The organism is Cupriavidus sp. C1SS-2L, assembly GCF_057073735.1.
Genome location: NZ_CP172710.1, coordinates 45,870 through 71,260, shown reverse-complemented (window position 1 = coordinate 71,260; position 25,391 = coordinate 45,870). Strand labels below are relative to the sequence as shown.

23 protein-coding genes and 5 pseudogenes are annotated in these 25,391 nt (G+C 64.1%); 11 read left to right on the top strand and 17 right to left on the bottom strand.

All coding sequences use genetic code 11. The features are described from left to right. Nucleotides 1–222 precede the first annotated feature (222 nt). The 3 genes from ACIGJG_RS30990 to ACIGJG_RS30980 all read right to left on the bottom strand — a co-directional run bounded on the left by ACIGJG_RS30990 (nt 223) and on the right by ACIGJG_RS30980 (nt 3,101). The gene (locus ACIGJG_RS30990) at nt 223–1,911 is read right to left on the bottom strand and encodes a SulP family inorganic anion transporter (RefSeq protein WP_483674353.1); all 1,689 of its coding nucleotides are present in this window, start codon (nt 1,909–1,911) and stop codon (nt 223–225) included. 549 nt (nt 1,912–2,460) lie between these two features. Continuing rightward, a complete protein-coding gene (locus ACIGJG_RS30985) occupies nt 2,461–2,862 on the bottom strand; it encodes a type II toxin-antitoxin system VapC family toxin (RefSeq protein ID WP_220632162.1) in 402 nt (133 codons plus the stop codon). Then, complete coding sequence (locus tag ACIGJG_RS30980; protein WP_220632163.1) at nt 2,859–3,101, bottom strand: antitoxin; 243 nt, start codon at nt 3,099–3,101, stop codon at nt 2,859–2,861. The genes ACIGJG_RS30985 and ACIGJG_RS30980 overlap by 4 nt, the downstream gene beginning before the upstream one ends. Nucleotides 3,102–4,218: 1,117 nt before the next feature. On the opposite strand from ACIGJG_RS30980, the gene ACIGJG_RS30975 reads away from it, so the two are divergent. Further along, a complete protein-coding gene (locus ACIGJG_RS30975; protein ID WP_245002062.1) occupies nt 4,219–4,491 on the top strand; it encodes an IclR family transcriptional regulator in 273 nt (90 codons plus the stop codon). Here ACIGJG_RS30975 and ACIGJG_RS30970 read toward each other — a convergent pair. Further along, nucleotides 4,459–4,675: pseudogene (locus ACIGJG_RS30970) on the bottom strand (transposase); the annotation flags it as partial. The gene ACIGJG_RS30975 and the pseudogene ACIGJG_RS30970 overlap by 33 nt on opposite strands. On the opposite strand from ACIGJG_RS30970, the gene ACIGJG_RS30965 reads away from it, so the two are divergent. Continuing rightward, the gene (locus tag ACIGJG_RS30965) at nt 4,595–4,807 is read left to right on the top strand and encodes a hypothetical protein (RefSeq protein WP_373460978.1); all 213 of its coding nucleotides are present in this window, start codon (nt 4,595–4,597) and stop codon (nt 4,805–4,807) included. The pseudogene ACIGJG_RS30970 and the gene ACIGJG_RS30965 overlap by 81 nt on opposite strands. Before the next feature lie 26 nt (nt 4,808–4,833). On the opposite strand, the gene ACIGJG_RS30960 is transcribed toward ACIGJG_RS30965, so the two are convergent. Both ACIGJG_RS30960 and ACIGJG_RS30955 read right to left on the bottom strand, forming a co-directional pair. After that, nucleotides 4,834–5,226, bottom strand: a complete 393-nt coding sequence (locus tag ACIGJG_RS30960) for a phage integrase family protein (RefSeq protein WP_140953127.1) — start codon at nt 5,224–5,226, stop codon at nt 4,834–4,836. A gap of 163 nt (nt 5,227–5,389) precedes the next feature. Then, nucleotides 5,390–5,539 carry a hypothetical protein gene (locus ACIGJG_RS30955; protein ID WP_181184544.1) on the bottom strand — a complete coding sequence of 50 codons (150 nt, stop codon included), beginning with the start codon at nt 5,537–5,539 and terminating at the stop codon, nt 5,390–5,392. A 204-nt stretch (nt 5,540–5,743) separates the two neighbouring features. Here ACIGJG_RS30955 and ACIGJG_RS30950 point away from each other — a divergent pair, with 204 nt between their 5' ends. Both ACIGJG_RS30950 and ACIGJG_RS30945 read left to right on the top strand, forming a co-directional pair. After that, nucleotides 5,744–6,658: an oxygenase MpaB family protein gene (locus ACIGJG_RS30950; protein ID WP_140953128.1), complete on the top strand. Its 915-nt coding sequence runs from the start codon at nt 5,744–5,746 to the stop codon at nt 6,656–6,658. Between the two features lie 52 nt (nt 6,659–6,710). Beyond that, entirely contained in the window at nt 6,711–8,453 is a 1,743-nt protein-coding gene (locus ACIGJG_RS30945; protein ID WP_483674224.1) for an amidohydrolase, read from the top strand. 62 nt (nt 8,454–8,515) lie between these two features. On the opposite strand, the gene ACIGJG_RS30940 is transcribed toward ACIGJG_RS30945, so the two are convergent. The 6 genes from ACIGJG_RS30940 to ACIGJG_RS30915 all read right to left on the bottom strand — a co-directional run bounded on the left by ACIGJG_RS30940 (nt 8,516) and on the right by ACIGJG_RS30915 (nt 14,808). Beyond that, nucleotides 8,516–9,241: a GntR family transcriptional regulator gene (locus tag ACIGJG_RS30940; RefSeq protein WP_140953129.1), complete on the bottom strand. Its 726-nt coding sequence runs from the start codon at nt 9,239–9,241 to the stop codon at nt 8,516–8,518. A gap of 91 nt (nt 9,242–9,332) precedes the next feature. Further along, nucleotides 9,333–10,583 carry an NAD(P)/FAD-dependent oxidoreductase gene (locus ACIGJG_RS30935; protein WP_483674222.1) on the bottom strand — a complete coding sequence of 417 codons (1,251 nt, stop codon included), beginning with the start codon at nt 10,581–10,583 and terminating at the stop codon, nt 9,333–9,335. A 3-nt stretch (nt 10,584–10,586) separates the two neighbouring features. After that, nucleotides 10,587–10,910 (bottom strand): 2Fe-2S iron-sulfur cluster-binding protein, encoded by a 324-nt coding sequence (locus ACIGJG_RS30930; RefSeq protein ID WP_140953131.1) that lies wholly within the window; start codon nt 10,908–10,910, stop codon nt 10,587–10,589. Nucleotides 10,911–10,931: 21 nt separating this feature from the next. Next, complete coding sequence (locus tag ACIGJG_RS30925; protein ID WP_140953132.1) at nt 10,932–12,368, bottom strand: glutamine synthetase family protein; 1,437 nt, start codon at nt 12,366–12,368, stop codon at nt 10,932–10,934. A gap of 81 nt (nt 12,369–12,449) precedes the next feature. After that, complete coding sequence (locus tag ACIGJG_RS30920; RefSeq protein ID WP_483674221.1) at nt 12,450–13,766, bottom strand: aromatic ring-hydroxylating dioxygenase subunit alpha; 1,317 nt, start codon at nt 13,764–13,766, stop codon at nt 12,450–12,452. Between the two features lie 433 nt (nt 13,767–14,199). Beyond that, entirely contained in the window at nt 14,200–14,808 is a 609-nt protein-coding gene (locus ACIGJG_RS30915; RefSeq protein WP_483674219.1) for a nitroreductase, read from the bottom strand. An 84-nt stretch (nt 14,809–14,892) separates the two neighbouring features. Between ACIGJG_RS30915 and ACIGJG_RS30910 the strand changes: the two genes are divergently transcribed. Further along, nucleotides 14,893–15,750, top strand: a complete 858-nt coding sequence (locus ACIGJG_RS30910; RefSeq protein ID WP_181184574.1) for a helix-turn-helix domain-containing protein — start codon at nt 14,893–14,895, stop codon at nt 15,748–15,750. Nucleotides 15,751–15,783: 33 nt separating this feature from the next. Here ACIGJG_RS30910 and ACIGJG_RS30905 read toward each other — a convergent pair whose 3' ends face one another. The 3 genes and pseudogenes from ACIGJG_RS30905 to ACIGJG_RS30895 all read right to left on the bottom strand — a co-directional run bounded on the left by ACIGJG_RS30905 (nt 15,784) and on the right by ACIGJG_RS30895 (nt 18,218). Next, the gene (locus tag ACIGJG_RS30905) at nt 15,784–16,530 is read right to left on the bottom strand and encodes an MFS transporter (RefSeq protein WP_483674218.1); all 747 of its coding nucleotides are present in this window, start codon (nt 16,528–16,530) and stop codon (nt 15,784–15,786) included. Nucleotides 16,531–16,778: 248 nt separating this feature from the next. After that, nucleotides 16,779–17,405: pseudogene (locus ACIGJG_RS30900) on the bottom strand (FMN-dependent NADH-azoreductase). Between the two features lie 171 nt (nt 17,406–17,576). Next, the gene (locus tag ACIGJG_RS30895; RefSeq protein ID WP_483674216.1) at nt 17,577–18,218 is read right to left on the bottom strand and encodes a pyridoxamine 5'-phosphate oxidase family protein; all 642 of its coding nucleotides are present in this window, start codon (nt 18,216–18,218) and stop codon (nt 17,577–17,579) included. Between ACIGJG_RS30895 and ACIGJG_RS30890 the strand changes: the two are divergent. The 3 genes and pseudogenes from ACIGJG_RS30890 to ACIGJG_RS30880 all read left to right on the top strand — a co-directional run bounded on the left by ACIGJG_RS30890 (nt 18,105) and on the right by ACIGJG_RS30880 (nt 21,524). Continuing rightward, nucleotides 18,105–19,055, top strand: a pseudogene (locus ACIGJG_RS30890) (porin). The gene ACIGJG_RS30895 and the pseudogene ACIGJG_RS30890 sit on opposite strands and share 114 nt — an antisense overlap. Nucleotides 19,056–19,271: 216 nt before the next feature. Next, complete coding sequence (locus ACIGJG_RS30885) at nt 19,272–20,045, top strand: gamma-glutamyl-gamma-aminobutyrate hydrolase family protein (RefSeq protein WP_483674215.1); 774 nt, start codon at nt 19,272–19,274, stop codon at nt 20,043–20,045. A gap of 96 nt (nt 20,046–20,141) precedes the next feature. Beyond that, entirely contained in the window at nt 20,142–21,524 is a 1,383-nt protein-coding gene (locus ACIGJG_RS30880) for an aromatic acid/H+ symport family MFS transporter (protein ID WP_220632174.1), read from the top strand. Nucleotides 21,525–21,535: 11 nt separating this feature from the next. Here the strand turns inward: ACIGJG_RS30880 and ACIGJG_RS30875 are convergent. After that, nucleotides 21,536–22,217, bottom strand: a pseudogene (locus ACIGJG_RS30875) (IS5 family transposase); the annotation flags it as partial. A gap of 81 nt (nt 22,218–22,298) precedes the next feature. Between ACIGJG_RS30875 and ACIGJG_RS30870 the strand changes: the two are divergent. After that, nucleotides 22,299–22,716: pseudogene (locus tag ACIGJG_RS30870) on the top strand (Tn3 family transposase); the annotation flags it as partial. Nucleotides 22,717–22,823: 107 nt separating this feature from the next. Here ACIGJG_RS30870 and ACIGJG_RS30865 read toward each other — a convergent pair. Continuing rightward, complete coding sequence (locus ACIGJG_RS30865) at nt 22,824–23,804, bottom strand: LysR family transcriptional regulator (RefSeq protein WP_140953236.1); 981 nt, start codon at nt 23,802–23,804, stop codon at nt 22,824–22,826. 112 nt (nt 23,805–23,916) lie between these two features. Between ACIGJG_RS30865 and ACIGJG_RS30860 the strand changes: the two genes are divergently transcribed. Both ACIGJG_RS30860 and ACIGJG_RS30855 read left to right on the top strand, forming a co-directional pair. Further along, nucleotides 23,917–24,465 (top strand): 4-hydroxylaminobenzoate lyase, encoded by a 549-nt coding sequence (locus tag ACIGJG_RS30860; RefSeq protein ID WP_140953235.1) that lies wholly within the window; start codon nt 23,917–23,919, stop codon nt 24,463–24,465. 3 nt (nt 24,466–24,468) lie between these two features. After that, complete coding sequence (locus ACIGJG_RS30855; RefSeq protein ID WP_220632175.1) at nt 24,469–25,179, top strand: nitroreductase; 711 nt, start codon at nt 24,469–24,471, stop codon at nt 25,177–25,179. The last annotated feature ends 212 nt before the right edge of the window (nt 25,180–25,391 follow it).

Genomic DNA, 25,391 nt, shown 5'->3' with positions numbered 1-25,391 from the left:
CGACGGCAAGGCGACAGTCGGGGCTCGGTCAACGTCTTGGCCGCACTTGTCGGCCAACCTGGCTTCAATGATCAAGCGCATGGTCTGTTTACACCCTTGCGATACGGATCAGCGTAGTCCACCGGAAGCCAGTGCCAAGCGCATTCCGAATAGGCCGTCCTTTGAGGCTCCCTTGATTTGCACGCTCTGCTTCACGCCTTGGCAAAGAGCGTCTCGGGCTTTTTAACGGCTTCCCTCAACAGCTGGCCCTGGAGCCTTTGTCGCGGCTGCGACACCACCCTGCCCCAGCGATTGCACGCACTCGTCCACGCTGAGTTCGTGCAGCGCTTCGCGCGGCAGTGCTTCGTCCGCTGATCGCGACAGCACTTCCAGCGCGGGAGGCTTCAATCGCACCAGCAGCAGGCGTCGGCCACTGGCCGTCGCACCGGCGGCGAACGCGTGCAGCGCCTCGATTGTCGAACCGTCGAGGTCCGGAGACTCCTCGAGACTGAAGATCAACGTATGCACGGCGCCCGGCCCTGCATCGGCCAGGTGCCGCACCTGCGCAAGGATGCGCTCGACATTGGCAAAGAAAATCGGTGCTTCGGGACGGACGATCAACACGCCCGGAAGCGTCCTGGCTTCGGGGTGCGCTGTGATATCCACGTAGTCGTGGCTGCTGCCAAGGCGTCCCAGCTGGCTGACGTTCGGCTCCGAGAAATTGCGCAGCGTGATCAGCAGACTCACGCCGATTCCCGCCAGCAGACCGTCCAGGACGCCGAGCAGCAGCACGGCCACGCACGCCGCCACAACCAGTAACCGGTCCCGCCTCCACGCCCAATAGGGGCGGAACACGCTCAGGCGCAGTGTATGGCTGACCGCGTAGGCCACAATCGCGGCGAGCACCGGCTCCGGTGTCAAGGCTAGTTGCGGCAACAACAGCGCGACGATCATCGCGACGACTACCGCCGCGCACCAGCCGGCCAGGCGCGACCTTGCGCCGGCCGCTTCGTTGGCGGAAGTCGCCGAGTAGCCCGCGCCCACGGGCATGCCGTGCAGCAAACCTGAACCGAGATTGGCCACGCCCAGCGCAACGAGATCCCGATCTGCCGAGGTCTTGTCACCATACTTGAGCGCGAAACTGCGGATCGAACCATATGACTCCGCATACAAAATCAGGACCAGCGCAAACGCCAACTCGCCAAGCCGCAGCCACTGCGCGCGAGGCAGGTCAGGAATATCGAACGAGACGTTGGCCAGATCGATCGTGCCGACCTGGCTGATGCCGTAGTGGTGCATATCCACCCCGTGGGCGAGCATAATGCCGAGCACGATAACAACCAGCGGGCCGGGCACGTTCTTCCAGCGCGACATCGCGAACAGCAACAGCAGCACGACCAGCGCAGCGATCAGCCCATTCATGTTCCAGACCGCTAACTCCTGGATCAGCTCGTACGTGAATCGCGGCAGATCGCCATGGGCCGGATGCACGCCCGCCACGCTCGCCACCTGCTTCAGGATGATGGTGATGGCCAGCCCAAACGTGAAACCGCGCAGCACCGGCTTGGCAATGAATTCGGTAATGCCACCGAGCCGGGCAACGCCAGCCAGTACAAGAAAGAAGCCGCTCAGGATCACCAGTCCGCCTGCCAGCAGCAGCCGTTGTGCCAGATCGACACCTGCCATCGACACCGTTATGGCGGCCAGCACGGCGGCCGAAGACGATGTTGCCGACACCACAGCGAAGCGGCTGGTCCCCAGCAAGCCGTAGACCACCAGACCGATCAGCAAGCCGATCAGACCCGCCTGTGGCGGAAGGTTGGCGATGCCGGCATATGCCACGGCCTCAGGCAGTAAGAGGCCGGCAATCGAACAGCCGGCGATCACGTCGCGCATCGGACTACCGCCGCGTGCGCTGTCTGTCGGGTGCATCGAATCGGTTGTGGTCACGAGTTGCCCTATTGTTCTTGTCCTGCAGATGCGCAACAGATCGATGGTAGCCTCATGTGCCCAGGGCGCGTCGGAACCCTGCACGCATAGAACGGTTACCTTCCTCCCTTGTAAGGCGGCGAAACAATAAGCTATGCGGGCTCAAGTCGCGCGCTCAGCCGGCTCAAGCTCCCCCAAGCGCCAAATGTTGGCCTGCGCAAATATCGAGCTTCTGCGGCTGCGGGTTTGAAGCCAACTAAACCGGCCTGCTTTGTTCTACAGGCCCCGCCAGGCCGGTCGCGATCGCAGGCACGTGAGTTCGTGTGGCCACGGCGAGGCTGGCGGGCTCGCCCACGTTAATCAGAAAGAGGAACGGTTGGTAGTGGGGCGGCAAAAACGACGACAAGGTCCTCCACGTGAGTTTGCCGTCGTCACACAAATTGCGACGATTACTGATTTATATAGTTTCGTTCTCAGCCCCTGATGGACCACACTTACTACTTTTCACGACGGTCGTCTCGCTAAGGAAGCCAGCCAAGGGCGCTCCGCGGTTCACTGTCCACCGGCATGCCAATCTTCGACGTTCAGCTGCGCTACGCGCGCGAATTCGCGTACGTTGTGGGTCACCAGAATCAGGTTACGCGCCCTCGCCTGGCCAGCAATCAGCACGTCGTAGGGGCCGATCGGGGTGCCGGCCGCCGCCAGTTGCGCGCGAATCTCGCCGGCGTGTTGGGCGTCCTCGGCATCGAACGGCACGACTTCGAACTGTAGCGCTTCAATGCGGGCCAGGTTCGCGACGGCACGCTGGCTCTTGTAGGCGCCATAGTACAGTTCATGCGCCACGATCGAGGGCAGACCGAAATCGGTTGGCAAGTGCGCGCGCAGGCGCTCCAGCATGATGCGCTCCCCCTTGAGCATCGCGATGACCGCGTTGGCATCGAGCAGGTACTTCATTCGAACACATCCAGGCCGGGGCGCTCCTGAGCCTCAGGCTGGGCGACCGCGGCCGACTCGAAATCGGCATCGACCGGCCCCACCAGCGGCGCCAGCCAAGCCCAGTCCTGCGGCACGGGCTCGAGAATCACCGCGGCGCCGTGACGACGGATGCGCACCTCGGCAGTGTCAAAGCGATAGTCCTTGGGCAGCCGCACCGCCTGTGAGCCTCCATGTCGGAAAACCTTGGCGAACTCCATCTTCCCTCCGCGCGCGTATCTACAAAATATAGATATATTATAGGGCGACGGTCTGGAATTCAACGGCGGCGCGCCGCGTCCGCGTCATGCTCGAATCAGGCACCGCCGCAGCGTAGCGGCGGCGATGCCGGTCACGGCGCTCGCGGTCCTGCAACTGCGGCCGGCTGCGCGACTCCCAGTCCAGATCGCGTTGCCGTTTCCCACCTCCGCGCGCTGTGGTATCCGAGCCGATCGCGACGCGGATGCGGCGGACGACCAGTGCTTGGTGGCCGCCGTCCGCCGCCGGCAGGGATTCTGGCAGGAGGCGCGGGACCTGACCGACGCGGCCCGCGGCTACCTGCACACGCACGTGTTGCCGGAGGGTGCCGGGCGCCGCTCTGGCTCTTTCCGGCCCGCGCAATCCAATATAGACAGAGCCCCGCGTCGCTCTGAAGCGGGTGTCGGGCGACCCGCAAGGGGGACAACTGCGACCCGTGAGGGGTGACAACTTTAGTTGAAAAGACGGCGACAACTGAGTTGTGTGAGCGGCCATTGTGGCCAAAGTGGCCTGGACGTTACCTTAAAAACCTTACCTGATAATCGACATTATCAAGGTAGTCACGGGCCAGACGCGGGCCCACTGCCCTCCCGCCTTGTGTGTTGCGCAACTGCGGGGGCCCCACGGTGATGCTCGCGCAGACATGGACGCATTACCCATGGCCGAAAACACCGGCTTACCCTATGCGAGCACCATAAAGGCCCAAGATGAAGACGGTCAAAAGCGGATGCGTTCCCGGTATTAGCGTCTTCCACGCCACCGCCGCAACGCCCTTGCGAGGCTTGAGGGAACCATCTCCTCCGAAGGCGACAGGCCAAGTACGGCGCGGGATTCCGGGGAGTTTCCGCCTCGCGCCCGCTGCATGAGTCTGCGCTCCTCCCAGCATAGGAGCGGAACGCCCTGGAATCCTGCCCGCCACCACCTCTTTGCATACCAATATTTTTTTCTTGTATATCTTTGCACAACAACGAGATGCTTGTTTGCGTCCAACCGTATGCGACCGAACAACCCCGCCCTGAACCCACCCCGCCCCGCCGGGCGCCACAGCGGGGCCGAGGACATCCGCGCCAAGAGCGTCTCGTGACCTTTGATGAAGGTGCCAAGACTTATAGCATCGCCCTGGGCGTGGTTGAATTAGGCAAGGGATCGCTCGAAAAGGCCTCTTATGTCCGCATGATGCGCCCGCACCTGCAGGAGCTGGCAGCACGCCATGACATCACCACAACCCTCTGGCGAGAAGCCCGCGGAGATCGTGTCGTGCTGGTGGACTTGGCCGAAAGCACCTCCACCATGCGCCTCTGCGGATCAACCTTTTTCGTTCGTAGCGAAGGACCGCCCGCGCCCCGTGAATGAGCAAAGTCCGCAAGTATGTGTCGCCGCGCCGGCTAATGCCGTGCAGACGAGGCTTACCGCCCGATGAGTGCTGGCGTGGCACCAGGCCCAGCCACGCCGCCAGATGTCGGCCATTCCTGAATTGCTTCGCGTCGCCGACAGCGGCAACCATGGCAGTGGCAGTAATCGTACCAATGCCAGGCACTTCCGCGATCTTCTTGCACAGCACGGATCGCTTCATGAACGACTGGATCGACGCTTCGATCAGATGGACGCGTTCCTCACTCGCCTGCAGGTGCTGCAACATTGGGGTGATCGTCCCTTTTGTGTTGCTTGATACGGTCAGGGCCCAAACCTTGCGAGTCAATGACTTGCAATGACGGCGACGTCTCTGTTGGAGAAAAGGTGGGAATCCTTGTTGAAAGCGGCTTTCCGAGCGGTCACCGTTACATTCTGCACGATTGGAACCATTACCCCGAGTTCGTCGGGTACGGCGGGCCAATCTGTCGACATGAGTGCCAACACCACACCGGCTGATGGCCCCGTGTCGAAAACGTTCGATGGCGCCAGCCTTGCGGAGACCGGCCATGGCAGCGCGGGCCCAAACTGGGCAGACATGAACTGCCCCAGCTCGCGCGCCTTGATCGGCCCGATCCCCAGCATGTCCCGCCACCAGGTCCGGCGCTCCGCCATGCGGGCGCGAAACGCATGGAGGGTTGGCACCCCGGCGGCCTGCAGGGCGCTGCGCGAGCGCATCGGTGAACCATGCCTCCACCCCGTCGCTCAGGGCGACGGGCGCCGCGACCCCCTACCTCCAGCACGTGAATGGCGGCGAGCTGCCATCCCATCAGTGCCATCCGCCTGAGCTGTCGCGTCGAGGCCGAGCCGTAGAACTCCTAGTAGGCCGCAGCTGCTCGGCTTAGGCAAAGCCGTCGAGCGCCTCGCGTTCGACGAACACCTCCAGCGACGGTAGGTCACAAAGAATGGGCGCGAGGTCGAGACGCAGCAGGTGCGCCTCGCCGCCCCGGGCTGCGGCGGCGGCCAGTTCCGCACGGCTCCAGTGGGTCATGCGGTGCACGCGCGTGCCGTCGTCGAAGTTCTTGCATTCGGATTTGCCGGAACCCGCTTTCTCCCGGGAAGCACGCCGCGCACATCCTTGTGCCGCTCAAGGCTTCCTTTCACGAGACGATCGTTCTGTCGGGCCGCCCCGAAAAATCGGACCGCAGCGCCCCTAGAATCCAGGCTTTCTGGCAACGGACAGGGCTCGCACGCAATGCTATCGCTGCAATATTCACCACTGGAAGCGTTGCGGCGCCGTATCGAGAACAGGATCTGGTCGGTGACGCGCACGTCCACGGGCTATCCCATCGATCTTTCGACACCTCGCGGCGACCCGGGCCTGTTCGGGCCTGCGTCCGTGTCATGGAAGGTGCATGACGATTTTCCGGCGATGATGGTTGGCGGCGTCCGCGCGCTGATCCTGCAGGCGCTCCATCCGCTGGCGCTTGCCGGCGTGCTGGAGCACTCGATATTCCGGCAGGACATGCGCGGGCGGCTGGCGCGCACGGCGCAGTTTGTCGCCGGCACAACCTATGGCAGCACCCGCGATGCCATGGGACTGATCGGCCACGTCAACCGGATTCATCAGGGCATCAGCGGCGTCAGTGCCGACGGCCGGCCTTATGCCGCCACCAGTCCCGAGCTACTGAAGTGGGTGCACGTGGCCGAAGTCTCGAGCTTTCTCGGCGCCTACCTGCGCTACGTGAACCCGCGGCTGACGCCGGCGGACCAGGATCGCTATCTGGCCGAAACCGCCACGGTGGCGCGGCAGCTCGGCGCGGCCGACGTGCCGGAGAGCCTGGACGCACTGCGGGCGTACATGCATGCCCAGCGCGGTGTGCTGATGGCCAGTGCCCGCATGCACGACGCGATCTCGCAGCTCGTCATGCAAGCCGATGCCAGCCCGTCCGAGCGGCTCGCCATGCGCATCTTCCTCGGCGCGGCGATTCGCCTGCTGCCATCCTGGGCCAGCAGCATTCTGGGCCCGCCGCTGACGCGGCTCGTGCGCGGGTTCCCCGAGCCGGCCATGCGCGCAGGCTGCGTGCTGCTCCGGTGGGCCATCCGCAACAGCGCCGCCGCGCGCGCTCAGGCTCGTGTGGCGCCATGCGCGGAAGCTGTGTCCCTTTGACTCACTTCACTCACTTCAAGGCTTTCACACTTTCCACCAACGGGAGACATCGATGAATCTACGCCAACCTCTGCGCGCCGGCCAGCGCCGCGCACGCCGCCTGCTGCCTTCGCTGACCGCACTGGCTGCCGCCGGCGCAGTGCTCGCTGCGGCGGCATGCGCCACCACGCCGGCGACGCCGGCCGATACCGTCTACGTAAACGGCAAGATCGTCACTGTCGACAAGCGCTTCTCGATCGCGGAGGCGGTGGCCGTCAAGGACGGCAAGTTCATCGACGTCGGCTCGTCGGAAGCGATGCGCCATCACGTGTCGCCCGCCACGCGCGTAGTCGATCTTCATGGCCGTACCGTGATTCCCGGCCTGATGGACAGCCATAGCCACATGATCGGCGCAGGCACCACCGAGACGACCGCGCAGGTGATCCAGGCGAAGACGGTCGCCGATGCGCAACGCATCATCCGCGATTTCATCCGCCGCAAGAACGTCGCGCCCGGCGAATGGGTGCTGTCCGGGCGCTGGCACCCGCCCTCGCAGCTCGCCGAGCATCGCTACCTGACGCGGCAGGAACTGGACGCGGCGTCGCCCGCCAATCCGCTGTTCGTCCAGACGGTCGGCCATTTCGCGATGGCCAATACCCGCGCGCTCGAGCTTGCGGGCATTACGCGGACGACAAAGGACCCGGTCGGCGGCAAGATATACCGTGACGCCAATGGCGATGCCACCGGCCTGCTCGAGGAGACGGCGATCGACCTGGTCGAGCGCAGGATTCCCAAACCTACGCGCGAACAGCTGATCGCGCAGATCATCGCCGCACAGCACGTCTACAACGAATCCGGCATTACCAGCACCATCGACGCGGCCCTGACCGAAGCCGAGATCGACGCCTACTTTGCTGTCGCCGAGCGCCACCAGTCCACCGTCCGCGCCGGCGTGATGTGGAAGCCAGTCGCCCTGACGGCGGTCGACTTCGAAAAGGCGCTCAAGGCCGCGAAGTTCCGGGACGATACCGGCAACGACTGGGTACGCACGGCGGGCATCAAGATCGTGTCGGATGGGGGCATGACGCTGAAATCGGCGTACATCCGGAATGCCTATGCGGACGACCCGCACAATCACGGCACGCTGGCGCTCGACCCCGACGCTTACCGGCAGAGCGTGATCCTGGCCAACCGCTACGGCTGGCGCGTTGGCACGCACGCGGTCGGCGATGCCGCTGTCGATCTTGTGCTCGATGCCTATGCCGGTGCGGACAAGGACAAGCCGATTCGGGACCACCGCTTCATCGTGATCCACGGCAGCCTGATGACGCAGGAACAGATGCAGCGTGCGAAAGCGCTCGGCGTGCGAGTGGACGCTCAAAACGTCTTCATGTGGGACAAGGCGGCGACAGTGGAGAAGTACATGGGCACCGAGCTGGCTAGCCGTGCCGTGCCGACGCGCTGGCTGGTCGACACGCTGGGCATCGCGGGCACCGCCGCCGGGACCGACAACCAGGTGAACACGCTCAACCCGTTTATCGGGCTCTACATCATGGTCACGCGCAAGGATCCGCGTGGCAAGGTGTATGGCGCGGAGCAGGCCCTGACACGCGAAGAAGCGCTGCGCCTCTATACGAATGCAGGCCCGTACTATACATTCGAAGAGAACCGCAAGGGCTCGATCGAGCCGGGCAAGTTTGCCGACATGGTCGTATTGTCAGCTGACTACACCACGGTGCCCGAAGTGCAGATCAAGGGCATCAAGCCCGTCCAGACCATCGTCAACGACAAGGTCGTCTACCAGGTGCCGGACTGAACGCCGGGCACGAAAGGCTGGGGCCGCAGTGCATGCAGCCCCGTTGGAATGCCCCTGGTACGTCAGGCGTTCACGAACAGCCGCATCGCCGGCATGACCTGCGATGCCTGCTCCGGACGGTCCAGCGCTGTCTCAAGGTTCATGCGCGCCACGTTGACGTGTTCGGTGGCCAGCGCCTGGGCGCGGGTGCCCTCGCCGCGCTGCATGGCATCGAACAGGCTGTGGTGCTGGTGGTGCGCATAGACCAGCCACTGCTGCCCCTCATCGACCGCGGACTGCATCGGCAGCATGGCGCTGGCGGCGGCAAACGGCAGGCGGTTGTTAAGCTCGATCGCGCGTGCCAGCGCACTGTTGCCGCTGCCCTCGACGATCAGCGCGTGGAAGCGGTCGTTCATGTTGCTGTACGCCACGTAGTCGTCGTAGTCGAGCTCGGCCTTGATCAGTACGCGATCTCCCTCGCGCAGGCAATCCTGCAGGTCCAGCGAGAGCTGGCGCGACAGCCCGTGTTCGGCCACGAGCCGGGCGGCCATGCCTTCAAGGTGCCCTCGCACAGCGATCGCGTCCTGGATTTCGCGCGGTGTGAAGCGCCGCATCATGTAGCCGCTACTTGGCGACGGCTCGATCAGCCCTTCCTGTTCCAGCGAGGCGAGCGCGAGCCTGACCGGCGTGCGCGAGACACCGAGCTTCTCGGCCAGCGGAATCTCCGCCAACCGCGCCCCCGGCTCGAATTCGCCTTTCAGGATCAGGTCACGCAACTGCACCAAAACCCGTGTCTGGTGGGATTCCATTACACCCTCGTCAAATGAATTTCAAGCTACTTGCATACCAAACGGTACGCATTGCATGCAATGGAGGGTATGGTACACCAGCGCGTCCGGTTCAGGCCGGCACCAGCGTCTTCAGGGCTACGGCATCGTCCTGCAGCGCAGCCGGATCGGGCTGCACCCGTACTGCGATCAGGCGCCGAACCGCCATATGATCCACCGGCCGGTTGACCGAATCGGCGCCGATCAGCGTGCCGGCGCGCAGGTAGAGCGCGGTGAACCTGCCGCTTTCCACGTTGCCACGCACCACGGCATGATCGTGGCCGTTCGAGGTGCCCGCCATCTGGAGCTTGTAGCCGTATTGATCCGACCAGAACCACGGCACGGCGTCGTATGGAACAGTCTGGCCCGATACGGTGGCGCCGGCAACCCTGGCCAGGTCGTTGGCGCTCTGGATCGACTCCACGCGGACGCAGCGGCCCGCGTCCCCGCCCCCACACGCTTCCTGGCCATTGAGCCAGGGATTCGGGTAGGACGCGCAATCGCCGGCCGCGACGATCGCCGGGTCACTAGTACGCGCGTACCGGTCGACCACGATGCCGTTGTCGACCGCGAGCCCGCACGCCTGCGCAAGCTCCACGTTCGGGACCACGCCGAGTCCAGCCACGACCATGTCGGCAGCGATCACTTCGCCCGATTCGAGCTCGACGGCCTCAACCGCACCCTGCCCGAGCAGGCGCCCGACACGCGAAGACAGGCGGAACCGCACGCCCTGCTGCGCGTGAGCCTGCATCAGGAAGGTGGAGATCAGCGGCGGCACGGCGCGCTGGAGCAGCCGTTCCTGCATTTCGACGACGGTCACCTCGCACCCGAGCGAGCGCAGCGCGGCCGCGGCTTCCAGGCCGATGAACCCGCCGCCGATGACGGCCACGCGCCTGGCACGGCCGGCCGCGTCGCGGATGGCACACGCATCGGCAAGCCCGCGCAGATAGTGCACGTTGCCAAGCCCGGCGCCCTCGCACGCCAGGGTGCGACAGCGTGCGCCCGTGGTCAGCGCCAGGTGGCCGTAGCCGATGTCGCTGCCATCTGACAATTCGACCCTGCACGCCTCGCGGTCGATGCGGTGCGCGGCGACGCCGGTGCGCAGCACGATCCGCTCCTCGGCGAAGCGCTCGGGCGACTGCAGCGGCAGGCTCGACGCATCGACTTCGTTGCGCAGGAACCCCTTCGACAGCGGCGGGCGCTGGTACGGCAGGTGCGGCTCGTCGCCGATAATGGTGATGCCGCCCGCGAAGCCATTGGCGCGCGCCGCCAGCGCAAGCTGGGTTCCTGCGTACGACGCGCCGATGATGACGAGATCAGACATGGCTCACCCCTGTGTCACGGGCACACGCACCACGAGGCCGTCGAGCGCATCGCTGATGACGATCTGACAGCTGAGCCGGCTCGCATGCGTGCGGTCTGCCGCGACGCCTTCGAGCAGTTCGTCTTCCATATCGTCGGGCGGCGCGAGCTTGCCGAGCCAAGCCGTGTCGACATAGACATGGCACGTCGCGCACGAGCAGCAGCCGCCGCACTCGGCGTCGATACCGCGCACATTGTTGGCGATGGCCACCTCCATCAGCGTCTTACCATTGGCCGCCGCCACCGTCTTCTCGTTGCCGTCCTTCAGGACGTAGGTAATTGTTGGCATGACATCCTCACTGCGTATGCATTAGAACGTGTCAAAGTACTCGCGCTGCTCCCAGTCGCTGACTTCGAGGTTGAAGCGCGCGATCTCGGCCTGCTTGATGTGGCAGAAGTAATCGACGAAGCCATTGCCCATGCCCTCGCGCAGCACCTCGTCCTGGCGCAGGCAATCGAGCGCCTCGTCGAGCGTCTTCGGCAGGCAGGGCGCCGGCGTCTCGTAAGGCGAGTCGGCGGACGGCCCCGGGTCCAGCTGTCGCTGGATGCCATCGAGCCCGGAAATGGCCTGCGATGCGAGATAGAGGTACGGATTCGCCGCCGGCTCGCCTACGCGGTTCTCGATGCGCGTGGCAGGGTCGCCCGCGCCGCCCAGCACGCGCAACATCGCGCCCCGGTTGTCGCGCGCCCAGATGGCGCGGTCCGGCGCCAGCGAATAGGCGCGGTAGCGCTTGTAGCCGTTGATCGTCGGCGTGGAAAACGCGGTCGCGCCGCACGCGTGCGCCAGCAGGCCGCCGAGATAGTGCCGCCCCACTGCCGACAGGTCCTCGGCGGCGCCTGACGGCATCATCGCGTTGCTACCGTCGTGGACGCGCTGGAGCGACTGGTGGAGGTGCCATCCGCTGGACACCACGTTGCGGATCTTCGGCCGGCACATGAACGTGGCGTGATAGCCGTGGCGCTTGCAGATCTGCTTGACGGCGCTGCGGAACAGCACCATCGCATCGGCCGTTTCGCACGGCGAGGCCGGCGCAAACGTGAACTCGAACTGGCTTGGGCCGAATTCGATCTCCAGCGAGCGTACCGGCAGGCCGAGCTGCTGCACGTTCTTGCGGATCAGCTCGATGACGGTCTCGGTAGCGTCATAGCGGAGCTCGGTCAGGAACTGGTAACCGTGCGACAGCAGGCCCACGTCCGGCGGCTCACCGGGCTGGCCGGCATCGTCGGGCGTCATGTGTTCGCCCAGCAGCCGGAACACGTGGAATTCCACTTCGAGCCCTGTGATCAGTTGGTAGCCCTCGGCCTCCAAGCGTTGCTCAGCGTTGCGCAGCACGCGGCGCGTGGCGAACGGCACCGGCCTGCCATCCTGGAAGTACGGATCGCACAGCACCCAGCCCGTACCGGGCGACCACGGCAGTACCTTGAACGTGGTGGGGTCGGGAACCAGGGTCACGTCGGCCCCACCCTGCAGGCCGGGGATATCGAACCCGCCGCCGGAGGTGAACACCGGAAAAACGGTGCGGTGCGAGGTGTCCTTGGCGAACAACGTGGTGGTTACGTTCAGCCCGCCGCGCAGGGCCTTGACGGCCTCCTGCGCCACAAGCGCCTTGCCGCGCAGCACGCCATGCTGGTCGGGGAACGAGAAACGCACGACCTCGATGCCCTCCGCGTCGATACGCCGCGCGACCTCGTCGGCCGCCCGCGCCTGCGCTTCGGTCCAGAGGCCAAATTTGTCTACGAATGCCATATGGGTCCGGCCTTAGCGCGTCACGCAACGCGCGACGCGGTTGGCCGCCTCTTTAGTTGAATGGTTGTCCAGCCCGGGGTGTCAGGTGCGCGAGGCCCATTGCGATTCGGCGCGACGCTTCGCATCGGCACCGCGCCAGTAGTCTTCCGCCGTCATGTTCGCGACGCTCACGCCATCGATCGACGGCGGCCCGGTCAGCGTGCCGGCCTGCGCCGCATCGACCATCATCATTGCCTTCTCACCGCGCTCGTTGGCCTCGATGGCGGCCACGAGTTGCTTGCGGTAGGCGATGATGCCCTTGTCGGTGGTGCCAAGGTGCTCACGCGTGCGGTCCTGGATCGCGCCCTGTGACTCCACGGCCCACTGGTCATGCACGTTGATGTCGTTGCCCATGCCCGTGTACGTCTTCGTGCGCTGCTCGTACGGATTGAAGCCATACGCGTTGTGCTTGTTCAGGCGCGGGCGATAGTCGGGCAGCTCATACAGGGCCAGGCGCTGGTCGCGCATCTGCTGCTTGTTCACCGGTTCGGTAAAGCTTGTGAAGATGGCGTACCAGTAGCAGCTCGTGTCGTCGATCGGGACATGCCATTGCGCAATGGTCATCTCGGCGCTCATCGGAATGATGAAGGCCTGCGGGAACACCACGTTGGTGACACGCACATGCTGCTGCCCTTCCCCCAGATCGCGCAGCGCGGTCAGGCGCATGCCGTAGTCGGTGGACGCGATGCTGATGTCGGGGCATTCGAACTCGCGCAGCACCTGGGTGATTGGCATGACCGAATCGGCCGAGGCACCGCGGAACTGCTTGCCATAGCTCTCGGCCGTGTCCTCGTCTTCGAAGAAGCGGTGCAGGAACGATGCATGCGCCGGGTCGATGCCCACCTCCAGCGCCTGGAGCCAGTTGCACTCGAGCAGCCCCTTGAACGCGAACGTGTACTGGCCCGGCGCGACAAAGCAGTCGAACGCCGGGAACGCCGGTGGCTCGCCTTCGCCGATGAACGCGAACACCATGCCGTTGCGTTCGACCACGGGGTATGCCTTCTGCCGGATGCGCGAGCACAGCTTGCTGCCCGCAGGCTCCGCCGGCGTCTGCAGGCAGGTGCCATGGCGGTCAAACAGCCAGCCATGGAAAGGACAGCGCAGCCCGCCGTCCTCGAGCCGGCCGTAGCTGAGGTCTGCACCGCGGTGCGGGCAGTCGCGGTCGAGCATGCCGTAGTGGCCGTGTTCGTCACGGAACACCACGAAGTCTTGGCCCATCAGGCGCACCGCGCGCACCGGGCGCTCGCCCTCGAATTCGTCGACCAGTGCGACGGGCTGCCAGTACTGGCGCAGCAGGCGTCCGGCCGGGGCGTCGGGGCCGACGCGTGTGATGAAGTCGTTCTGTTCCCTGGACATCATGATGGGGCCTCTCCTGTTCTAAGGGCGTTGTGAATCTGGCAGCCTGCGTGGCGCACGCTTCGTTGTATGCAGCGATACTAATCACTGCATACAATAAAAACAAGAACCAGTTTTCATCATGAGGGTTCAGTCGCGTTTCAGGACAGAAAACAGGCTACGAGACTACGAATTAACCATTTGATTTTTAAAGTTTTTAAACGAACAAACGGTACATGAAAACATTGCATAGGTGTTTACCCGATTACAGTAAAGCTTGGCGACATTGCATGCCAATCATAGAATCGATGTACATTGTTGCGTACACATTGCATGCAACGCCTAAGAGCCTCCTCGCAACCGGTGTTGCAGGCGGCTGATGAAACGGGGGAACGGAAATGTCAGAAGCCGGCGAACGTCGCGAAGCGCGATACGTCGATGCGCAGCTGGCGCACCCTCAGCTCCGGCGCATCGGGATCGCTGTAGCCGAGCGCCATGCCGCACACCACCATTTCGGTCGCGGGGATGCGCAATGCCTCGCGAGCACGCGGTGATATCTGGCAATGGACACTTGCGGACAGGTATCGAGCCCGCAGGCTCTGGCGGCCAACATGATGTTTTGGAGGAACATGCCGTAGTCGAGCCAGCTGCCCTGTTCCAGCCGCCTATCGATCGTGAAGACCATGCCGACGGGCGCGTCGAAGAAGCGGCAATTGCGGGCGCTCTGCCGCTGCCGGCCCTGCGCGTCGTCCCGGGTGATGTTCAGGGCCTCGTAAAACAGGGCCCCGAACGCCCGCTTGCGCGCGGCGAAGGGCTCGGCATCCTCGGGCGGGTAGTAGCGGTATTCCTCGGCATGGGCATCCGCCTCATGCCAGAAAGCATGCTCGAGCGCGGCGGCGATTTCCTGTTTCACGGCACCGGCAAGTACGTGGAGGTTCCACGGCTGCAGGTTGGCGCCGCTGGGCGCCGCGCTCGCGCACCGGAGGATTTCACGCACGGTGGCTTCGGGCATCGGCGTCGGCAGGAACCGCCGCACCGCCATGCGGGCCTGCATGGCTTCAAGCACGGCCTTGTGGTCTGAGGAATGCATGGATCTAGCTCAAGAGTCGAAGTTGGAATTGCAGGAATGCAGGAAAGCAGGAGACGGAACATGGTAAAAATCGTCACCAATGCGCATCAGAGCCGTACCGCCACGGTCTGGGCCGGCACTGAGGTCGAGGTGATCGAATATGGCGAGTTGCAGGACGTCGCGCGGCCGATCGGCTCCCAACGCGTGAGCCTGCGCGCCGCGTTGCGCGAGACCGGCGGGCGCATCGAGGCGCGCCACAAGCCGGCGCAGCCGCTGGCCGACGGCTATCGGGGCAACGATCACCTGAGCCTGATCGAACGCGGCGGCGAAGCCTATGGCCATACGCCGTTCATCCGAGGCTTCCGCTGCGTGGCCATCCACTTCGACGACGCGCTGCTGCACGACGCATGCGAAGCCGCCGATTGCACCGACCGCTTCCATTCGCGCCTGATGTTCGAGAACAAGCCGATCTGGGCCATTGCTGACCGCCTTGCATTGGAATGCGTGACGCCGCGCATCGGCCAGCGGCTCTGCTGCGAGAGCCTGGTCGGCATGCTTGCGGTCGAACTTGCCAGGCTGGGCACCCGCGTGCCGCCGCGGGCGCTCAAGGGCGGGCTTGCGCCGTTCCGGCTGCGCCGCATTCTCGAATACATCGAGACGCATCTCGGCGACGACATCGCCATCGCGGAACTCGCCGCGCTGGCCGAAGTCAGCCTGCCGCATTTCATGCGGGCGTTTCGCGTTTCCACCGGGCAGGCGCCGCTGCGCTTCATCATGCAGCGGCGCGTCGTCCGTGCCACCGCGTTGCTGCTTGACACCCATGTGCCGCTGATCAAGATCGCGCACGACTGCGGCTTTGCCGACCAGGCCCATATGACCACCTGCTTCCGCCGAATTGCCAGCAACACGCCCGCGCGCATGCGGCGCGAACACGCCTGAGTCCCACGCAACGCAGTCGTCCGCCGGGCGGCATCAGGCCGGCTCCTGCGCGAGCCGCGCGCCGATCATCCGGGGCCGGTCTGCGCCCATTCCGGTGACGGCCGATGCCGCCCCGATGGCGCCATACAGCCAGAGCACCTCGGTCCAGCCGCCCGAACGCGCGTGCAGCAGCCCGGCAGCGGCGGGGCCGAGCGCGGCGATCGCGTAGCCGATCCCCTGCGACATGCCCGACAGCTGCGCCGCGACTGACGCATTGCCCGAGCGCATGCCGATCGTCGTGAGGCCAAGCGTGAGCAGGCTGCCCTGTATCACCCCCAGCGGGACGATCGCCACAACGAGGGCCGGTTCCGGCACAACCATGCACGCGGCCACCGCAGCGGGGCACAGCAGCGAAGCCGCGGCAATCGCCGCGCGGTGGTCGCTGACGCGCCCGGCCCAGGTCGACACCGCCATGGCAACCGGTGCCTGCACGATGATCGACAGGCCCGCCAGCGCGCCGGCCTGCCCCGGATCGAGGCCGCGCGACTGCAGCATCGACGGCATCCAGCCGAACACGATGTAGCCCATTGACGATTGCAGCCCCATGAACAGCGTCACATGCCACGCCAGCGGCACGCGCCAGATCCCGGCCGGGGCGGCGGTCGTCGCGGCCCACGCCGTTGCGGGATCCTGGATACGGAACACGGCGCGGGACATCGGCACCGCGGCAATCGCAGGCACCGCCCAGGCCGCCAGTGCCATGCGCCAGCCCCCGGACCGGCCAGCAGCGCGGTCAGTCAAGACCCGAGTGCCGCACCGGCGGACAGCGCCATCGAATACACCCCGGTCAGCAGAGCATTGGCCAGCGGCAGGCTGCGCAACAAAATGCCGCACCCAGGCTCGCTGCCGTGCAAACACCCAGGGGGCCATGGCACCCAATACCGAGAAGCAGGCCGATGGCAACGCCGTCAGGAATGCCACCTCCCATGGCGGCATGGCAGCATCGAACTGGACGCGCTGCAGCACCGCCCGCCCCGAGGCGCTCGTCATCACAGCGTGCGCGCGATGGCCGCCGCGTGCGTCAGTGCCTGCTCGCGGGCTGTCGGCATCGCCGGGGCATCGGGATGCGTGGGGCCGAAAGCAATGGTCTGGATGTCGTTGATGCCGATCATGCGCAGCCAGTCCTCGAAATAGGACTTCTGGTGGTCGAAGCTGGCGAGCGGCGAGCCCTGCGCATAGTCGAACGAGCTGGCGTACACCGCGATGGCGCGGCGGCCTGACACCAGCCCTTCGTAACCGCGCTCAGGAGTCCACTTGAACGTCAGGCCCGGCTGGGTAATGACGTCGATGTAGTGCTTGAGCCGGTAGGGCAGGCTCCAGTTCCACATCGGCGTGCTGAAGAGCAGCACGTCGTAGTCGAGCAGGCGCGCGGCTTCGCGCTTCACGGTTTCCCAAGCCGCCGCCTAGGCCGCAGTGTGCTCGCGCCGCGCGAAGATCGCATATTTCGCATTCAGCACGTCCTCTCGCATTTCGGGGAGCTGCAGGTCCCACAGGTCCAGCACATCCACGTGCGCATTGGGGCGGGTGGCCGTATAAGTTTCAAGCAATGCTTCCGCGACCAGCCGGGACTGGCTGTTTTCCCGCGGCGAGCAGGCGATATGGAGAATCCTGGTCACACTGGCTTCCTTTTGTCCATTTGAATGGCCGACGGTTGGCGTCGCCCGCGATGGCATCTATACGGTCACCGTCAGCGAGGTCGAGATGGCCGGCCGCGATATCCGCATTGACGTCCTGCGGCGTGCGGAATCCGGCGCGCGCGGCAAAGTCAGTGACATAGCCGGGCGTGCTCACCGATTATGCAACCGCCGGGCCGGCCGACTCGGCAGCGCCACTGTGGCGAGCGGAATCTCTCCGGCCCAGTAATGCCGCCGGTACAGCGCCTCGCCGCCGAAGATCGCAAGTCCGTCGCCCGGCGGCCCGGCGCGCCGCTTGGCCGAGCCCTCCTCGATGCGCATGCGGACCATGATGATGCTGTGCACTTCACCCTCCGACGGCTGCTTCACCTCGTCCCAGCGCCCGGAAAAGTAGCGTGACAGGAAATACTCGAGCTGCTCCCGGCGCGCCGCGGGCTCGGCAACGGGTTCAGGCCGGCCGAACACCATCGCCGAGCGGTAGTTGAGCGTGTGTGCCGACGCCAGCCGCGACAGCACGTAGCCATCGAGCAGCGTGAAATTGACGCAAACCGGTACGCCCTGCGACACATGCCTGAGCATGCGGCTGCCCGCGGAACCGTGCCAGTAGAGATGGTCGCCATGGCGCCATACCATCGTCGGCGTGGCGAACGGCTGGCCATCGATGTGGTACGACACCGCGCCATGGAGCGTGGCGTCAATGATCTCGTGGATCGCCTGCTTCTCGTTCGAGCCCCGGCCGCCGAACAGGCGAACGCGCGAGCGGTCGGTAATGGGATAGCTGGTGGTCTCGTTCATGTTGATGTCTACCTTTCTGTGGCGCTGGCGCCGTGCTGCTTCCATGCACCCCATGCTCGCCCACGATTGGTCCGGGCTAAAGGCCTGTCGGCCCCATACGGCAAGGTCACGCTCGGGCGCCAGTACACGACACTGTTCGACCTGAATGCCAGCCACTCCCCTACCACCTATGCAACGCAGTGCGAACCGGTGGTCTTCATGCTCGGCACGTCGCTGCGCGAAGACAACATGGTCAAGTACACCGGCAGTTTCGGACCGATCACGACGGAAGCCCACAGGGCATTCGGCGAACAGCCCGGCAGCATCGCCGGCGGTGCCGGCTGGGGTGCCGGCGCGAGCTACCGCAGCCGCAGCCTGGGCTTGCAGGTCGCCTATGATTAGGTCGACGGCACGCGGACTCCCGCCGGATACCCGAAAGCGCAGAAGGTAGCGGTGTCCGGACGCTACGACTTCGGTCCCGCATCGCTCTTCGCCGGCTACCGGTTCGGCAAGAACAATTCCACGGCGGCACGCACCGTCGGCGCCGACAACTTCTGGTGGCTCGGCGGCGTCTACCGCGCTGGCGCCACATCGCTGACGCTCTCGTACTACTACGACGACCAGCGCACCTGCCGGCCGGCTGCCGGTATGCGCGCCGATTCGGCCAATCCGCGCCAATGGCTGTTCGTTGTCGACCATGAGCTGTCGAAGCGAACGGATGTCTACCTGGCCGCGGCCTATGCGCGCCATGTCGCACTGAACTTCGATACCTACAAGGGCCCGGCGGCTTCCCATGTCGCGGCGGAAGGAGCGAGTTCGCAGTTCGGCGCCGCCGTCGGCATCAGGCACCGATTCTGAGCCACAGGCCATGCGTCGAATGCGCACCCGCTGCCGGGCGCTCTTTTTGCCGCCACCACCTCCCGGCGGTTTTTTTTCACTATCGTGTTTTGCATGCAGTTATCAACGATAACTCGGATAAATGTGCCTATAAATCACTTTAGATTGATGTTTCTTGCCATGATTGCATGCAGCCATCTAATATCCGCATGCAATAAACCAGACAACGCCAACAACATGTCGTCACCCCCATCCTCAACGTGTTCTCCTGATGTGCCCGTGGTCGGCATCGTCTGCGACCGGTTTTTCGTGGGTGACCACGATCTGCACAGCGTCAAGGAGAGCTACCGCCGCGCGTTGAGCGAGGTCTCGCTGGTTGCCCCGATCTTCATTCCCGCCACCGAGGACATCACCGATGTGAGCCCGTACCTTGTCGTGTTGTCGGGCCTGCTGTTTCCCGGCGGCGCTTCGAACGTGGCGCCGGCACTGTATGGCGCAGAGGAGCCCGCGAACATTCTTGTCGACCCTGCGCGCGACCACGTGGCCATGCAGCTGCTTCGGGGGGCCGTATCGCGCGGGATGCCGGTCCTTGCCATCTGCCGAGGCTTCCAGGAAATGAATGTGGCTTTCGGCGGCACGCTGCACCCTGACATCTACAAGGCTGGCCACGCCGACGACCATCGCGAGGATCCAGCGGAGGCGCTGGACGCCCGCTACCGCTACAAGCACGCGATCGCGCTGGCGTCCGACGGCCTGCTCAGGGACTGGCTGCGAACCGAAACCGCGGTGGTCAATTCACTGCATACGCAGGGCATCCGCACGATCGGCGAGGGCCTTGCCGTAGAAGCCACGCACGCCGACGGGCTGGTCGAGGCGATCCGCGTGAACAGCGCGGACTTTGCCATCGGCGTCCAGTGGCATCCGGAAGTCTCCGCGCGCAACGACCGCCTGTCGCAGGCGCTGTTTACGCGATTCGGCGACGCCTGCCGGCGCTACGCGCGGCACAGATAAAACAACGCGGCTCGAAAGCCGCGACACCTTGCAGCGGCGCTTCGCGAGTCTAGGCGGAGCGCGCTGCGCATACCCCTGCCTCACCCGGAGAGAGACATGCATTCACCAAGCCCCCAACAGGCCGGCAGCTTCACCGGCACGGTCGACGTCCAGACGCTGATCGACAACCGTCCGCTCAGCGCATACCAATGGTTGATCCTTGTCCTCTGTTTCCTGATCGTTGCCATCGACGGCTTCGACACGGCCGCCATGGGCTATGTAGCGCCGGCGCTCGTGCAGGACTGGGGCATCGACAAGTCCACGCTCGGGCCCGTGATGAGCGCCGCGCTGTTCGGCCTCGCATTCGGCGCGATCTTCGCCGGGCCGATGGCCGACAATGTCGGCCGGAAGAAGGTACTGGTGCTGTCTGTGTTCTTTTTTGGCGCATGCAGCCTTGCGACAGCCTTCGCGCCGACACTGTCCTGGCTGACCGCACTGCGTTTCCTGACCGGCCTAGGCCTTGGTGCAGCGATGCCCAATGCCGTCACGCTGATGTCCGAGTACGCACCGGCAAGGCAGCGTGCCGTGCTGGTGAACACGATGTTCTGCGGCTTTCCCCTCGGATCAGCGGCGGGCGGCTTCTTCGCGGCGGCGATCATTCCGCAGTTCGGCTGGCACAGCGTGCTGGTGGTCGGTGGCGTCGTGCCGCTGGCGCTGGCAGTCGTGCTGACAGGCACCCTGCCTGAATCGATCCGCTACATGGTAGTGCGGCAATACCCGGCGGACGGCATCCGCGCGGTGCTGCGCCGCGTGACCGACGCCGACGTTGCCGGCGCGGACCGCTTCACGATCCACGAAGCCGCACCCGCCACACGTTCGGCCGTTGCGACGGTGCTGGCGCCGGGCTATCGGTTCGGGTCGGTCATGCTGTGGCTGACGTACTTCATGGGACTCGTCATCTTTTACCTGCTCACCAGCTGGATGCCGACGCTGATGAAAGACGCCGGGTTTTCGCTCCAGCGCGCGTCCTTCCTGACGGCACTCTTTCCGCTAGGCGGCGGCATCGGCACGATTGCGGCAGGTTGGCTCATGGACCGCATGAACCCGAACAAGGTGATTGCAGCGATGTACGCACTGGCTGGTGTGCTGATCTACGCCGTGGGGCATGGCAGCCTGGCCGACCAGGTCTTGCTCGGCCTGATGATCTTTCTGGCCGGTACGGTCATGAACGGAGCCCAGGCATCGATGCCGACGCTGGCCGCCGGCTTCTACCCCACGCGGGGCCGCGCCACGGGCGTCGCCTGGATGCTTGGCATCGGCCGTTTCGGTGGCATCAGCGGCGCGCTGCTCGGCGCGGAACTGCTGCACCTCGGTCTAGGTTTGGAAGCCATCTTCACAATACTGACCGTGCCCGCCTTTGTTGCAACCGTAGCGCTCGTGGCGAAACAGCTGAGCACACGACGAGCCACGGCGACGAAGGACATCGTTCCTTCGCATTAGTACATCTCGTCAACGAAATCCATGGCCACCAGGCCATGGCGGTTGTCGCTCAGGGTATGACCCATGTAGCGAAGCTAGCTGGCTGTCTTGCCCTTGCGGTAGAGCTCGGCATCGGGACCGGTCTTGGAGTTGTGCGTCTCGTTGCTGCGCTTGCGCCCCTTGAAATTGCCGCCGTCGTTGTCGTCCTTGTCTCCGCCATCCTTGCGCACGAAGCTCTTGTGGCCTGCCCACGCCTGAATCAGCGTGCCGTCCACGCTGAAGTGCTCACCCGACAGCCAATTCTTCTTCTGCGCGATGGCCAGCACCTCGTTGAAAGAATTGGATCACTGCATCATGCTTCGTCAGCCGTTCGCGGTTCTTGGTGAAAACCGTGGGCACCCAAACTGGATCGTCCATCGACAGCCCGATGCACCAGCGAAACAGCAGGTTGTACTGCGTCTGCTCCATGAGCTGACGTTCGGAGCGAATGCTGTAGAGCACCTGCAGCAGCATGGCTCGCAGCAGCTTGCCGGCGCGATGCTGGGCTGGCCACCCTTGATATCGGGCCCGTACATATGCGCAAACAGCCTGTCCATCTTCAGCAGCGCCTGGTTGGCCATAGTGCGGATCGAACGCAGTGGGTGCGCCTTCGGTACGAAATCATCCAGCCTCCGCATGGTGAACAAGCTCCGTGAAGATGTCTGCGCCGCGCATAAATGTAGGATTCGATGGGATCCAAAGTGCGAGTTCGAAGTGGGACAGACCGCCGCATTGGGAATGGAAATCCCAATGGAAATCCCTCCGCGTACCATCCTCCGCCGGCTGGGCTCTGAGAGCACGAAGAAAAAGCTTTACGGAACTGGGCCGCGTTATCCGCACGCTGATCTTGCAGCAGTTCAATAACTTCTCGCAGTGGTTGATGTTTGGCGGCGACGGCGTCATCGCCGAAAATCTGCGGCACGAACAGCGCAAGGTAATCAAGTACAACCAGCTGGTCGCCAACATGGTCATCCTTCACAACGTTCAGTGGATGTCGCGCAAGCTCAAGGAATTGCACGGGTGCGGGCATCCGGTGACTGCAGAAGTTCTCAAGGCGTTGTCTTCTTACCGGCGCGAGCACATCAACCGATTCGGCGATTAGCTGCTCGACCTGCAACGACGCGTGCCGCCACTCGATCCATCGATCGATTTCATATTCAAACCAGCGGCTTAGCGAAGATGTGGCGGATTTTTTTTTCGAATCCCGACCAACCCTTTAAGACCGCATCTTGGCCGGAGGCGAAGTCGCCCCTCCAGCCAAGGGGGCGCATGCCATGACTACTACTCGAGCGCCTCTTCCACGGCTTGAGCGATCTTCGCGATCATCTCGCGAAGCCAGGAGTGACCGGCGTCGTAGTCGTCGCGTTCATGCCAAACCGCACGCATGGTCTCAATTCCTGCTTGGTACGGCGGATGACGGCAAATCAGGTCGCCGCTCTTGGTGAGAGCCACTGCCAGCGAAGCCGGCACAATCGACATCATGTGCGTATCACGAAGCAGCGCTGGAATGGCGAGCGAGTGCGGAACGGTAACCCTCAACCGCGACATCGCCTTCGACTCAAGCAGCGCCTTCTCTAACGCACGCCGGTCGAACATCTCCGACTGCCGCGCGAGGCCGCGCTCAACGATGAACCCCCCTACCGCGCCTTCTTCCTGCCCGCCGACGGATAGGGTGACAAGGGGGTACTTTGCCAGATCTCGGATGGTGAGCTTCCGTCGGGAAGCAGGATGTCGCTTGCACATCAAGATTGACTCTCGCTGGGACATCAGCGCTCGGGAGTTCAGGCGGGGCGGAACCTGGGAAAAGATACCGATGGCAAGGTCGATGCGTCCCAGGTCGATCTGCTCGGCCAAGTCCAGCCGCGTGGAAGGTCGGATGACGAGGTCCACGCCTGGGGCAGCCTTTTGCAACTCGCGGGACAAAGGCGCAACGATCACTTCCGTGACGTGATCATTCGCCGCGATGACAAAGCGCCGTTTTGATGTCTGCGGGGAAAACAGCTCCACGCCTAGCGCGTCCTCGATGCGACGCAGTGAGTCCAGCAGCGCTGGCGCCATCGCCGTGGCACGGCCGGTCGGCACCATGCCCTTCCCCATGCGCATGAAAAGCTCGTCGCCGACAAGCTCGCGCAGCCTGCGGAGCGCATGGCTAACCGCCGATTGCGTGAGATTGAGGCGCTTGCCCGCCAGTATCAAGTTGCGCTCCTCGTAGACTGCCTCGAACACCTTCAAGAGGTTCAGGTCCGTGCGGCCGATGCTCATGATGTTGCCCCTAGATTGAATAGCATGCATTATGCAATTGCAAAGACATCAATTCCATTCAACTCATGGTTCGCGCATGATGACATCCAGCCGTTTGACAGGAATCGACACCATGACGACCAAAACCCTTATCCAGGATCGAGAAGCGCTGATCGGGCGCTGCATCCCATTCCTTGAGGAAGTGAAGGACCTGACTACCAGCACTGCGGTCGAGCGCTGGTTGAACGAGAAGTACGGCCCTGACAGCGAGCTCTACCAGACCCTGGCCTGCCTGGTCAGGAAGGGCGTGGAGAACGGCTGGGCAGCGAACGTCGAGATCGAAGGCCCAGCGTACCGCCGCAGCCGCATCGCCGAGCCCTGCGAGCGCACGCTTCACTTCAGCATCACAGCTGTGTATATGGATAGCACCGGCAACAGGCAAGGCCACCCTGACCATCGATTCCGCGGGCAATACCATGGGCATCCCTATGGCGAGTTCAACATGGTCATTCCGCTAAATCCCGGCGCCGCGCTGAACGGACCGAATGGCTGGTGCTTCGGTGGCTGGACCGCCCCGGCGCCAGGCAGTCATCACTATCCGGAAGCGAAGGGTGGCGCTGTGATCGCGCTGTTTTTCCTGCCCGCTGGTCGGATTTCGTACCACGACGTCCCGCAGGAGTAAGCCATGGTAGAAGCGCCAATTGAATGGTCGCAGGAAACGGTCACCAGATGCATTGCCGACGTCGTGAGCGCCCGGCGGGCCATCCGTGCCTTCAGGCCTGAGCCGCTGCGCCGGGAAGACGTAGAGGACATTCTGGAAGCAGCCGCGACCGCGCCGAGCGGGGCCAACACCCAGCCGTGGCGGGTATATGTGGTTAGCGGCGCGATCAAGGATGAATTGGCCAATGCCCTGGTCGCTGCCTCCCGCGCCGGAACTGCACCCGCCCCGGCCCATTTCCCTGAGCCATTGCCGGACGTGTTCCGCGCGAGACTGATCGATTTCGGGGCACGCTACTACGCCTCGCTCGGCATTGATCGCAACGACCACCTGGCGCGCGCGCGGCAGACCGAACAGAACTTCTCATTCTTCGGCGCACCCGTGGGCCTCATCATCAGCATCGACCGCAGATTGAAGCCGCACAGCTGGATCGACATCGGCTTGTTCGCTCAGAACCTGATGATCGCCGCGAAAGCGCGCGGCATCGACACATGCCCGCAGGTTTCCTTCGCGCCGTTCCATGACGTGCTTGCCCCGCATCTGCACATGCCACCGGAAGAAGTAACCGCCTTCGGTATGGCCATGGGATACGGGGACCCGGAAGCCAAGGTCAATAAGATGAGAATGCCACGGGAGCGCGTGCAAGACTTCGCGAGGCTCTTCGGATTTCCGGCTTGAAACTCACGGCAAATGCTCCACCGGATGTTGCCGGAGCCGGCAAACCCTTGTGCCAGGCGATCACTTCTTTTTCGTGCCGATCGTTTTGTCACGCGGGCCTCGCAATTCCTCATGCGGCGCCCATGGAATCCATGCTTTCTTGCGAGGCACGGGGATATGGAAGCGATTCTGTCGAGACACTGTTCGCCAATCGAGGCGCTGCGGCGCCGCAT